This window comes from Pseudoalteromonas sp. HF66, from assembly GCF_011806445.1.
Lineage (GTDB): Bacteria > Pseudomonadota > Gammaproteobacteria > Enterobacterales > Alteromonadaceae > Pseudoalteromonas > Pseudoalteromonas apostichopi.
The window spans coordinates 64,829-76,724 of the sequence record NZ_JAATOU010000003.1; the positions used below are offsets into that span (position 1 = coordinate 64,829).

The 11,896-nt window shown below is 40.7% G+C and carries 10 protein-coding genes; 9 read left to right on the forward strand and 1 reads right to left on the reverse strand.

The features are described from left to right. Positions 1–167 precede the first annotated feature (167 nt). Positions 168–2,447 (forward strand): acyl-CoA dehydrogenase, encoded by a 2,280-nt coding sequence (locus tag HCZ11_RS04645; protein WP_167657780.1) that lies wholly within the window; start codon positions 168–170, stop codon positions 2,445–2,447. A 58-nt stretch (positions 2,448–2,505) separates the two neighbouring features. On the opposite strand, the gene HCZ11_RS04650 is transcribed toward HCZ11_RS04645, so the two are convergent. Then, positions 2,506–4,875 (reverse strand): EAL domain-containing protein, encoded by a 2,370-nt coding sequence (locus tag HCZ11_RS04650; RefSeq protein WP_167657781.1) that lies wholly within the window; start codon positions 4,873–4,875, stop codon positions 2,506–2,508. Positions 4,876–5,066: 191 nt separating this feature from the next. Here HCZ11_RS04650 and pyrC point away from each other — a divergent pair, with 191 nt between their 5' ends. The 8 genes from pyrC (at position 5,067) to HCZ11_RS04690 (ending at position 11,888) form a co-directional block, all read left to right on the forward strand. Continuing rightward, positions 5,067–6,113: a dihydroorotase gene (pyrC, locus tag HCZ11_RS04655; RefSeq protein WP_130051250.1), complete on the forward strand. Its 1,047-nt coding sequence runs from the start codon at positions 5,067–5,069 to the stop codon at positions 6,111–6,113. A gap of 345 nt (positions 6,114–6,458) precedes the next feature. Beyond that, complete coding sequence (locus HCZ11_RS04660) at positions 6,459–6,668, forward strand: cold-shock protein (RefSeq protein WP_036967526.1); 210 nt, start codon at positions 6,459–6,461, stop codon at positions 6,666–6,668. Between the two features lie 429 nt (positions 6,669–7,097). Further along, entirely contained in the window at positions 7,098–7,712 is a 615-nt protein-coding gene (locus tag HCZ11_RS04665) for a response regulator transcription factor (protein ID WP_130051251.1), read from the forward strand. 474 nt (positions 7,713–8,186) lie between these two features. After that, entirely contained in the window at positions 8,187–8,957 is a 771-nt protein-coding gene (locus HCZ11_RS04670; protein WP_054551560.1) for a DUF3450 domain-containing protein, read from the forward strand. 6 nt (positions 8,958–8,963) lie between these two features. Beyond that, positions 8,964–10,328, forward strand: coding sequence for a MotA/TolQ/ExbB proton channel family protein (locus tag HCZ11_RS04675; protein WP_130051252.1), 1,365 nt, complete (start codon positions 8,964–8,966; stop codon positions 10,326–10,328). After that, the gene (locus HCZ11_RS04680) at positions 10,328–10,852 is read left to right on the forward strand and encodes a MotA/TolQ/ExbB proton channel family protein (RefSeq protein ID WP_062570716.1); all 525 of its coding nucleotides are present in this window, start codon (positions 10,328–10,330) and stop codon (positions 10,850–10,852) included. Before HCZ11_RS04675 ends, HCZ11_RS04680 begins: the two co-directional genes overlap by 1 nt. A gap of 14 nt (positions 10,853–10,866) precedes the next feature. Continuing rightward, positions 10,867–11,271: a biopolymer transporter ExbD gene (locus HCZ11_RS04685; RefSeq protein ID WP_054551557.1), complete on the forward strand. Its 405-nt coding sequence runs from the start codon at positions 10,867–10,869 to the stop codon at positions 11,269–11,271. Further along, complete coding sequence (locus tag HCZ11_RS04690; protein ID WP_054551556.1) at positions 11,271–11,888, forward strand: energy transducer TonB; 618 nt, start codon at positions 11,271–11,273, stop codon at positions 11,886–11,888. The genes HCZ11_RS04685 and HCZ11_RS04690 overlap by 1 nt, the downstream gene beginning before the upstream one ends. The last annotated feature ends 8 nt before the right edge of the window (positions 11,889–11,896 follow it).

The following is an 11,896-nucleotide window of genomic DNA, read 5'->3' on the forward strand; positions in this document are numbered from 1 at the left end:
ACGTTCCCTAGAAGTTTATTGTTATTTATTGCACATGCATAATAGCAGTGTCTTAGTAAACAACAAACAGCATCGCTAAAAACAACCTTAGTAAGAGCTGCTTACGTTGTATTTATGGCACGATCAGTCATACTTGAAGCAGTTAAATAAAATAAAAGGATTGCACAATGACGACCGTAATTATTCTGTTACTAGTTGCTGTGATTGTAATTTTTGCTGTGAAAGACATTCGCATCAATCTTGTTACACGACCTACGTTTAGTATGTTTAAAAAAGTTTTGCCGCCATTATCGCAAACAGAGCGTGAAGCCATGGAAGCAGGTGATGTTTGGTGGGATGGTGAATTATTCAGCGGTAACCCTGATTGGCAAAAGCTGCATCGTTTCCCTAAACCCGAACTTAGCGAAAAAGAACGCGCATTTATGAGCGAGCAAGTCGAAACCTTGTTAGCTATGCTTGATGACTATCAAATCGTGCAAAAAGATAAAGACCTACCAAAAGAAGTGTGGGACTACCTAAAAAAAGAAGGTTTCTTTGCGTTAATTATTCCTGAAAAATTTGGTGGCCGTGAGTTTTCAGCCATAGCTAATTCAACCATCGTATCGAAAATTGCCACTAAGAGCTTAACCGCTGCGGTCACCGTCATGGTGCCAAATAGCTTAGGCCCAGGCGAATTACTGCTTCATTATGGTACTACCGAGCAACAAGAGCGTTGGTTACCAAGCCTAGCGAAAGGTGATGATGTGCCTTGTTTTGCTTTAACGGGCCCTGAGGCGGGTTCTGATGCGGGTAGTATTCCAGATACTGGTGTAGTTTGTAAGGGCATGCATAACGGTGAAGAAGTGATTGGCTTAAAACTTAACTGGTCAAAACGCTATATCACGCTTGCGCCAATTGCTACAGTGCTGGGTCTTGCATTTAAAATGTACGATCCTGACGGCTTATTAGGTGATAAAACAGAGCTTGGCATTACATGTGCGCTAATTCCTACTGATCACGAAGGTGTACAGACAGGTGAGCGTCATTACCCGTTGAATATGGCATTTATGAATGGCACAACTTACGGTAAAGATGTGTTTATTCCACTTGATTGGATCATTGGTGGCGAAAAAGGCGCAGGTAGAGGTTGGCGCATGTTAGTTGAGTGTTTAAGTGCAGGCCGAGGTATTTCGTTACCTGCGCTTAGTACAGCAACAGGCCATTTGGCTTCAAGAATGACATCAGCCTATGCAACTGTGCGTCAACAATTTGGTGTTTCAATTGGACAATTCGAAGGAGTGCAAGAGGCTCTTGCGCGCATAGGTGGTTTAACTTACACCTTAGAGTCTGCAAGACTAATGACTGCAGGCGCGATTGATATGAAGTTGAGTCCGTCTGTGGTTACTGCAATTGCAAAATATCATATGACAGAAATGGGTCGTACTGTTATGAATGACGCTATGGATATTCACTCAGGTAAAGGGATCCAAGTGGGCCCAAATAACTATTTAGCTCATGGCTATATGGGGATCCCGGTGTCGATTACTGTAGAAGGTGCAAACATTCTCACTCGTAATTTGATGATTTTTGGTCAAGGTGCTACGCGTTGCCATCCTTTTGTTCTTAAAGAAATGGAAGCGGCTGCAATGGAAGATCATGATGTTGCTTTAAAAGAGTTTGACTCATTACTACTGCAACATATTTTGTTTGCTGGTAGCAACGCAGGTATGGCGTTTGTACACGGGTTAACACGTAGTTACTTCGCAAAAGCGCCGGTATCTGGTGCAACAGCTGTGTATTACAAACAATTAAGCCGCATGAGTCGTGGCTTAGCGTTTTGTACTGATGTTGCTATGCTGGTTTTAGGCGGTGAGTTAAAACGTAAAGAGATGATTTCGGCGCGCCTAGGTGATGTGCTTAGTCACTTATATTTAGCTTCATGTGTACTGAAACGCTACGAAGATGAAGGCCGTCAACAAGCTGATTTATCATTTGTACAATATGCTGTTGAGCATTCGTTATTTTGCATAGGTCAGGCATTCGATGGTTTCTTTAAAAACTTCTCTAATCCTGTTATTAATTTCTTACTGAAACGCATTGTGTTCCCGGTAGGTAATCATTATCTCCGCCCAAGTGACGAGTTAGCACAAACTATGTGTGAGCACATGAGCAAGCCAGGTGTCTTCAGAGACAGATTAACTCACCTTTGTTATGTTGATGAAAATGCCGGTACAGGGGTGATGGAAAATGCCTTTCTAGCCATGATTGATACCCACGATGACTTTAAGCAGCTTCGTAAATGGCAAAAAGAAGGCACTATTGCTAAAAACCTTGAACTTGAGGATGCAATAGTCGTAGCGGCAGAGAAAAACTTGATTAACGAAACCGTTGCTGAGCGAATGAACAAAGCCAATGAGCTGCGCAAAAAAGCGATAGCTGTGGATAACTTCGCTCCTGGGGAGCTGTAAACGTTCCTAATATTTAATAGAGCCAAGCCTTGCATTCGCAAGGCTTTTTTATACTTAGTTACAGGCCGTTTGCTATCACTTTTTCTGCTTCACTAGCGGGCATAGGCTTTGCTTTTAAAAAGCCTTGACCAAATTTACATTGAGTTTGCTTTAAAATAGCCAATTGTTTTTCCGTTTCAATTCCTTCTGCGACTACATCGAGCTTTAATGATTGCGCTAACGATAAAATAGCATCGACTAAGGGGTTGTGCGCTTTGTTTAAATGGTCAATGAAACTTTTATCAATTTTCATTATATGAATCGGTAATTGGTGTAAATACCCAAGCGCGGAATAGCCTGTACCAAAGTCATCTAAACACAGTTTCACTTCAAGAGGCTCAAGACCCTTGATGATTTTTGTCGCCAGCTCTAGATTACCGATAAGTCCAGATTCGGTTATTTCTAAGCATAGTGAGCCAAGAGGTAACTTATATTGCTTATATAAGGCATGTATTTGTTCCACAAAATCGAGGCTAGCAAAGTGACGCGATGACACATTTACGGTAATTCGGCCAAATGCTTTTCCTTCACTCGTCCACTTTGCAATTTGCTTTGCAGCAAGCTGAAGTAAATGTAAATCTAGGTTGATAATTTGACCTGTGTCTTCTGCTACCGGAATAAAATCATTTGGCGAGACAAAGCCTTTGCTTGGGTGATGCCAGCGCACAAGGGCCTCAAAACCAACAACTCTTGTGTCTTGAATAGTAAAAATTGGCTGGTAGTAAAGTTCAAAGTCGTCATGCTCAATGCCATGCTGTAAATCATTTTCTATATCGGCATGATTTTTAAGTTTTTTACGCATTGTATTGTTGAAAAACTTAACTTTACCACGGCCAGATGATTTCGCTTCGTACATTGCTGCATCAGCATGCTGCAATAGCTTATACGCTTGATCTCGACTACTTTCACAAAAAGCAACACCTATACTAGTCGATGCTTGTAAAAGGTGTCCATCAATATCAAGGGGCTGTGCGAGCACATGCTGGATCCGCTCAAGGGCATCATTTATTTGTTGTTTATCGGTAATGTTTTCCATAAAAATGGCAAACTCATCGCCTCCTAAGCGGGCGAAGGTGTCGGTGTTACGAATAGTGCTTAAGATCAATTCACAAATTTTAACTAAAAAATGGTCACCAACTTCATGGCCTAACGAATCATTGATACTTTTAAAGCGGTCAAAGTCTAAATAGAGTAGGGCATGCTTATGTTGCTTATTTGCTCTTGCAAGGCGAAGTATTGCATGTTTAATTCGCTCAATCAGTAAAGACCGATTAGCAAGTCCTGTTAATTCATCGTGAAGAGCTCGATGCTCAAGCTCTTGCCTTGATAATTGACGGTCTATTGCCATGCTGATTTGACGGCTAACATAAGTGAGTAAGGCACGATCATGCTCGTCATAATGGTAACTTTTACTGTAGCTTTGTACGGCAATGACACCGCTAATACGCTCATTCACTTTAAACGGTACACCTAGCCAAGACTCAGCCTGACGACCGACCATTTTAAAATGCCCAGCATCAATGTGCTGCTGAAATTCTTCTTTAGTAAAAAGAAGTGACTGATCTATATTTAGTAAGTAATAAGACGCAGTGTCTTTTAGTTGTTCTTTCGATATTTTTTTATGAGCATTTGAGCGCACGCCTTCTTCAATAATATAAACTAAATCAAGCACATCGAGCTGCTTGTCATAAAGGCCGATGAAGAAATTATCTGCCCTGAGTAAAGAGGTAATAATGCCGTGTAATGACTCAAAAAAACTATCAAGTTCACTTGATTGATACGTCAAATTGGCGATTTGCAGCATCGATCGTTCTAGCTTTTGCGCATCGTTTAACTGCATGACGGTTTGCTGTAAGTTTTCTATGGTGCGAACCTGATTGATCTTGGCACTTAATAAATGCGCGACAGTTGATAAAATCTCTAAATGCGCGTCATTGTAGTAATCTTTTTGCGGATGCTCACAGTCAATCACACCCAGTATTTTTTCTTTGTAAACTAATGGTACGCAAAGTTCAGAAAGAGCTGGGCGAGAATCTGCGATGTAACGTGGATCTTGGCTAACATCAGCAATCATCAAAGGTTTACCAGTACTTGCGACATAACCCGTAATGCCTTGATCAAAGCTGATTTCTGTACGGTCAATATGGTAAGTATCATGGCTGCCAGCTGTGCCTATAGAAGCCATTTCTTTTAGGGTGCGAGTTTTATCATCTGCGAGGTAAATTACACATTCAATAAAGCCTAGGCGGCTAACCACTTCAGACGTAACATATTCTAATAATTCTTCAACTGTGTCTAATTGCATTACAGATGATGAAAATCGATTAATTATATGTAGTTGGTCTGTTTTGACCTCAAGTGCAAAAGCAGTGTCTAAACTCTTAGGCATAGAATAAAAGGTAACCGAAATGTTGTATTAATTTATTACGTTAACCTACTATCAAACTATCCACAAAGTTATTTTCAAAAAAAACTGGAACTGGTGTAAACTAGGCACCTGAATATGAACTTGGGTAATTTAGCAAGGTTATTTGCTCAAAGTTTACGCTATCCCCCTAACTTTAGCCGTGGAAACAAGCAATGTCAGATTTAAATTCGATGCAAACTCTAACAATTACACGCCCTGATGATTGGCACATTCATTTACGTGATGGTGAGCAACTCGTTGATACCGTTCGTGACGCAAGCCGTTACATGGGTCGCGCAATTATCATGCCTAATCTTGTTCCACCGGCAACTTGTACAGAAACTGCGTTATCTTACTATGAGCGAATTAAAGCTGCCGGCCCACAGGGTAACTTTGAACCGTTAATGGTGCTTTATCTGACAGATAAAACTACGCCAGAAGAAATCAAAAAAGCGAAAGCAACGGGTAAAATTGTTGCAGCTAAGTTGTACCCAGCTGGTGCGACTACAAACTCAGATTCAGGTGTTACTTCAATCAAAAACATCTACCCAGTACTTGAAGCAATGCAAGAAGTGGGTATGTTGTTGCTTGTTCATGGTGAAGTGACAGATTCATCTATTGATATTTTTGATCGTGAGAAGGTGTTCCTAGAAACAATTTTAGCGGACGTAGTGAACGATTTCCCTAACTTAAAAATTGTGCTTGAGCACATCACAACAAAAGATGCGGTAGAGTTTGTTAATAATGCACCTGAAAATGTAGCAGCAACAATTACTGCTCATCACTTACTTTATAATCGTAATCACATGTTAGCGGGTGGAATTCGCCCTCATTATTACTGCTTACCTATTTTGAAGCGTAATATCCATCAACAAGCGTTGATTGCTGCTGCAACAAGTGGTAGTAAAAAGTTCTTCTTAGGTACTGATTCTGCTCCGCACTACAAAGATAAAAAAGAAGCAGCTTGCGGATGTGCAGGTGCTTACACAGCACATGCTGCGATTGAGTTATATGCTGAAGCATTTGAAGAAGCGGGGGCTTTAGATAAACTAGAAGGTTTTGCAAGCCACTTTGGTCCAGACTTCTATGGTATGCCTCGTAACCAAGATACTATTACACTATTTAAAGAAAGCTGGACGGTACCAGCAAGCTATAAACTAGGTGATTCAGAAGTGGTGCCAATCAAAGCTGAAGCGAAAATGGATTGGCAAGTAAAATAATCTAAAGCAATAGCACTCTTTTCTTGAAAATTAGAAGCCCATCATTTTGATGGGCTTTTTTCATTTATTATTAATTGTTTATAAATAATACTGTCATATATTTTTGTTTCGGCAGTTGACCTTAAAATTATTTTCGATTAATAGAGCTAAAAACTATTTAATGTGTTAGTCTTAAATTGCTTTGAGTTTTTGCGTATTGAATTTACGGATAATGTGCGGCTGTACGGTTACCGGTTAGGTTATTGGTTCTTCCTGTACTTTACCCCAAGTTTATTGGGCATTCACTCAGGGAGGATAGAGCCATTATGGCTGAATTTTAATAATTGACTTACAGGAAAATTTGGTATGTCAAACACGGTTACTGGTAAAGTTAAGTTCTTCAACGAAGCTAAAGGCTTCGGTTTTATTGAACAAGAAAATGGCCCTGATGTATTCGTACACTTCAGTGCTATCACAGGTACAGGCTTCCGCACTCTTAGCGAAGGTCAACAAGTATCTTTCGGCATCAAACAAGGTCAAAAAGGCCCTGAAGCTGAGAACGTAGAAGTAGCATAATTTATTATGTGAACCTCTCATTTTGGTGGAACAGTTTCTGTTTCACCAAAATTCATCATTACCTCGCAAATATCGCAACATCCATATCTCACCAAACATTAATTAGCTGTACCGAAATTATATTCCTCCAAAGGCATTGAAAACGACTAATTTAATCAGAAGATAAGCTAGAACTTCACGATCTATGCTCTAAAAGCTACTCTCCATAACTAAAGTATTATATGCTGTAACGATGTAATTTATTAAACATAACAGCGTCTGTTATGTTAGTTAGTAGTTTTGATTGAACTCGAAAGTTAGCAGCAAAATGTTTACAGTTATTTTTCACCAAACTAGAAATAACCCGCTAAACTTAACTTATCCACATGTGGAAATAATGCTGAGTAACTTATACTTGTTTGATGAAATATAATGAAGGTTTGCTAATCGATGAGCATAGGAAACAATATACTTTTGGTAGACGACCACCCAATGGTGGCAACAGCAATTAAAATGGCACTTGCCAAGTCTACACTAGTAAACGAAGTACAAGCTGTTGCAAGTCAAAAAGAAGCGTTGCAGTTTTTAAAAAGTAATAATGTAGCGCTAGCGATTTTAGACATCGAGTTAGAAGACTCCGATGGCTTTAGTTTATATAAGCGCGCCGTCAGTAGTGGTTTTACTGGTAAAGTGTTGTTTCTATCAGCTAAGCAAGACAAGCATATTATCCGTACAGCTGCAAAACTTGGTGCGCAGGGGTTTGTAAACAAAGCAGAAAGCCTTGAAGATATCTCTTCAGCCGTTGAAATGATTTTGCGTGGTTATACATTCTTCCCGCAAGAGCACTTAATCGCTTCGGAAAAAGACATCGACGAGTTATTAACTGAACGTGAGCTTGCTGTGATGAATTATTTACTACAAGGCTTATCGAACAAAGATATCGGTGAAAAGCTCTTTATTAGTAACAAAACAGTAAGTACATACAAAGCGAAAATATTTGAAAAGCTTGAAGTTGATTCAATTATTTCACTTGCCAAGCTTGTAAAAGACCGCGCAATATTTTAACTCTCTCACCCATAGCGGTGAGAGATTTCAACTCTCTCATTCTTGTGTTTAGTGCCTGATTTGGCTGCTTATTGAGCGGTTACACGTGGCGAGTGCATAAAAATTCTTCAAAATAGATTTTTTAGATGAATAAACGGAATTTTTTTTTCATTTTTCTTCAGCATTTTCAGATTTCATAAAATGTTACATTTATGTTTAAGGTTGAACCTAATATGAATGCAATGTTCGCCAGCAAAGGGCTATAGAAGTATCATATGAACACCTCTGTTATATTTTTGTTAATTCGTTGTTTTGGTTCTTTTCCTTTCAACGACGAGTCACCAAATTTTTCCGACGAAAGCCGAACATCAAGTTGACAGACTCTGATGCATTTAGCATTATTGGAGGGTTGATATCTATTAAAAGATATCAGGGTTGTCCTCTTCGGGGGGTAATTAAATTATAAAAGTAACATTACTTAATTGGTTGGGAACTATGTCTGTTAAAATCAGAAAGAGTCTTGTAGCATCAGCGTTGGTTGGCGCTTTTGCATTTGCAAGCAGCAATGTGATTGCAGATCCTTTGAAAGATGTGCAAGATGCAGGTCAACAAATTCAAAAGGCTGCTGTTAAGTCTCAAACTAAAATTGACAATGTATATGGTCAAACTCAAGAGCTAATCGCTGAGTACCGTAGCGTTGTTGACGAAACTGAGCTAATGAAGGTTTATAACGATCACGTAGCACGTTTGGTCGCTGACCAAAATGCTTCAATCGAGTCGTTTGACCGTCAAATCGCAACTATCGATAACACGAAACAAAACGTTGTGCCTTTGATGTATCGCATGATCGATACGCTTGAGCAATTCATCAAAGCGGACGTTCCGTTCAATCTTGAAAACCGTCTAGCACGTGTTGAAAGACTTCGTGACATCATGGCGTCAGCATCAGTTACTACATCTGAAAAATTCCGCCAAGTTCTTGAAGCTTACACTGTTGAAACTGCATACAGCTCAGCTGTAACTGCTTCACAAGGTACTCTTGAGATCGACGGTAAGAGCATCAACGTTGACTTCGGTCGTTTAGGTCGTATCACTTACGTTGCTCAGTCTTTTGACCTTAAGCACGCGTGGGTGTGGGATAACAACACTAAACAGTGGAAAGAATTAGGTGAAGAATACCTAAAACCTGTTAAAGAAGTTATTCGTATGGCGCGTAAACAAGCGACATTAGAACTTGTTAAACTACCAATCTTTGGCGCGGAGTAATCAATAATGAAGAAACTATTTAAAGGTTTTGCTGTTGCAGCAGTACTATCTGTTTCTGCAGGTACCGCGCTTAATGCACATGCAAACACTGATGCTTTAGACAAAATTCTTGAGCAAGTTAAGCAAGAACGTATCTCTGAAGGCAAATTAAATAAGCAACGTGAACAAGAGTTCCTTTCAGCTCGTGCTGATAAGCAAGCGTTACTTAACAAAGCTAAAAGTGACCTAGCTGCTGAAAAAGCTCGTGGTGATCGTTTAGCTAAAGAATATGCACAAAACGAAAATACTTTAGCTGAGAAAGAGCAAGCTCTTTTAAACGCTCAAGGTACGTTAGGTGAGATGTTCGGTGTTGTACGTCGTGCAGCTGCTGATGCAATCGGTTCAATCGAAGCATCACTTGTTTCTGCTGAAAAACCAGGACGTGCTGAAGTACTTCGCTCACTAGCTGCTGCGAAAGAACTTCCAACTGTACGTGAACTTGAAGAGCTTTGGATTTCTCTTCAAACTGAAATGACTGAGTCAGCTAAAGTTTCAACTTTCGAAACTGAAGTTGCGGGTCTTGACGGTTCATCTTCTGTGAAGAAAGTAACGCGTATCGGTAACTTCAACTTAGTAACTGACGATGGTTATTTAATCTACTCACCAGAAACTAAAGCAATCCAACCACTAGGTAAGCAACCTGATAGCTACATCCTAGCTGGTATCAGCGATTTAGAAAATACTTCTTCTGACAACTATGCTGGCGTATACATCGACCCGACTCGTGGCGCGATCTTACGTATCAACACGCAGAAGAAATCGTTAATGGAATACTACGAGCAAGGTGCTGAAGTAGGTTACATCATCACAGTATTACTTGTTGTTGGTCTACTTATCTTCATCGTTCGTTTCATTGATCTTGCGCTTACTAGCACTAAGATTAAGAGCCAGCTTAAAAACCTTTCTACTCCGAATACAAACAACCCACTGGGTCGTATTCTTAAGGTTTATGCTGACAACAAGAATCAAGACGTTGAAAACCTTGAGCTTAAACTTGACGAAGCAATCTTACGTGAAACGCCTCGCATTGAAGCTGGTATCAACATCATCAAGATCTTGGCAGCAATCGCTCCATTACTAGGTCTACTAGGTACGGTAATCGGTATGATCCTTACGTTCCAAACAATCACATTGTTCGGTACAGGTGATCCGAAGATCATGGCTGGTAATATCTCTCTAGCACTTGTTACTACAGCGTTAGGTCTAATTGCAGCTCTACCACTTATTCTACTTCACTCAATTGTTGCGGGTCGTAGTAAGTCGGTTCTACATGTCCTTGATGAGCAAAGCGCAGGTATCATCGCTGCTCACGCGGAGAAGGAGAAAGCCTAATGCTAGTCCTGATGGAGATCTGGGAATCTATCAGGGATTTTGTTGGCACAGGCGGCCAGGTTTTATACGTGGTCGCGATAGCACTCTTTCTTATGTGGGTTTTAATGATTGAGCGCTATTGGTTCCTACTAGCTGAGTTTCCTCGTATGACGAAGAACATTGTAGCTCAGTGGGATGCCCGCCAAGACACTACGTCTTGGTACGCACACAGAATCCGTGAAGCATGGATTTCTGAAGCGTCTGAAAAATTAGATCAGCGTATGTTGTTGATTAAGACATTGGTAGCTATTTGTCCTTTAATAGGCTTACTAGGTACTGTAACGGGTATGATCGCGGTTTTCGAAACCATGGCTACTCAAGGTACAGGTAACGCACGTTTAATGGCATCAGGTATTTCAATGGCAACAATCCCAACAATGGCTGGAATGGTTGCGGCACTATCTGGAGTATTCTTTAGCTCACGTCTAGAAGCGAGAGCGAGAATGGCGAAAGCTAAACTTGTAGATAGCATGCCTCATCACTAGAGAGAGAATTAAATATGGCACGTAAACAACGTTTTCGTGAAGAAGAAGAAGCAGCGGTTGACATGACGCCAATGCTTGACATCGTATTTATCATGCTTATTTTCTTTATCGTAACTACATCGTTCGTTAAAGAGGCTGGTATCGAAGTCAATAAACCTAAAGCAGCTGCAGCTACGAAGCAAAAAAATGCAAACATTTTTGTTGCTATCCGTGCTGACGGTGCGATCTGGATTGATAAACAACAAGTAGACGTTGAGCGTGTATCAGCTAAACTTGAAAGTTTATTAGCAGAACAACCTACTGAAGTTGTGATTTTGCAAGCTGATAAAGAAGCAAAACACGGCGTAGTGGTTAAAGTTATGGACCAGATCAAAGCGACGGGTGATAACCTTAAAATTTCAATAGCTGGAGATCAGTAATGATTCGTTTTCTGTTTTCACTGATTGCAGGTGGGGCAGTTACTTTCGGCTTGTTCTACTTCATGGCGTACCTCATCTCCGGTGGAGCTGATCGTGCGACTGAACAAAAAGAACAGATCGTAGTCGAAATTATGACGAATCCGCCTGAATCTAAGGTGCAGGAGAGGAAGCGTGTTCCGCCTCCGCCTCCGCCACCGCCAAAGCAGCCGCCTAAGCCGCAGCCGCCTCAGCCGGAAAACAGCAACCCGAACACTGGTGGTTTGTCATTTAATATGCCAAGCATCGATGTGGGTAGCACAGCTGGTGGCCTAAGTGGTCCAGGTGCATTTGGACGTGATGGTGATGCGACACCTATCGTTCGTATTGAACCAAAATACCCTACGCAAGCAGCGCGTGATGGTAAAGAAGGTTGGGTACAACTTTCATTCACTATCAATGAAGTTGGTGGTGTAGAAGATGTTGAAGTGATCGACGCCGATCCAAAACGTATCTTCGACCGCGAAGCTAAACGTGCGCTACGTAAGTGGAAGTACCGTCCGAAAATCATCGATGGTAAACCACAGAAGCAATTTGGTCTTCAAGTACAATTAGACTTTAAACTTAACCAAGGCAACTAAGGAGGCGA

What these genes read in the sequence shown, in the direction of transcription:
- HCZ11_RS04645 (WP_167657780.1), top strand. Translation starts at nt 168, where the DNA reads ATGACGACCGTAATTATTCTGTTACTAGTTGCTGTGATTGTAATTTTT.
- HCZ11_RS04650 (WP_167657781.1), bottom strand. Translation starts at nt 4,875, where the DNA reads ATGCCTAAGAGTTTAGACACTGCTTTTGCACTTGAGGTCAAAACAGAC.
- pyrC (WP_130051250.1), top strand. Translation starts at nt 5,067, where the DNA reads ATGTCAGATTTAAATTCGATGCAAACTCTAACAATTACACGCCCTGAT.
- HCZ11_RS04660 (WP_036967526.1), top strand. Translation starts at nt 6,459, where the DNA reads ATGTCAAACACGGTTACTGGTAAAGTTAAGTTCTTCAACGAAGCTAAA.
- HCZ11_RS04665 (WP_130051251.1), top strand. Translation starts at nt 7,098, where the DNA reads ATGAGCATAGGAAACAATATACTTTTGGTAGACGACCACCCAATGGTG.
- HCZ11_RS04670 (WP_054551560.1), top strand. Translation starts at nt 8,187, where the DNA reads ATGTCTGTTAAAATCAGAAAGAGTCTTGTAGCATCAGCGTTGGTTGGC.
- HCZ11_RS04675 (WP_130051252.1), top strand. Translation starts at nt 8,964, where the DNA reads ATGAAGAAACTATTTAAAGGTTTTGCTGTTGCAGCAGTACTATCTGTT.
- HCZ11_RS04680 (WP_062570716.1), top strand. Translation starts at nt 10,328, where the DNA reads ATGCTAGTCCTGATGGAGATCTGGGAATCTATCAGGGATTTTGTTGGC.
- HCZ11_RS04685 (WP_054551557.1), top strand. Translation starts at nt 10,867, where the DNA reads ATGGCACGTAAACAACGTTTTCGTGAAGAAGAAGAAGCAGCGGTTGAC.
- HCZ11_RS04690 (WP_054551556.1), top strand. Translation starts at nt 11,271, where the DNA reads ATGATTCGTTTTCTGTTTTCACTGATTGCAGGTGGGGCAGTTACTTTC.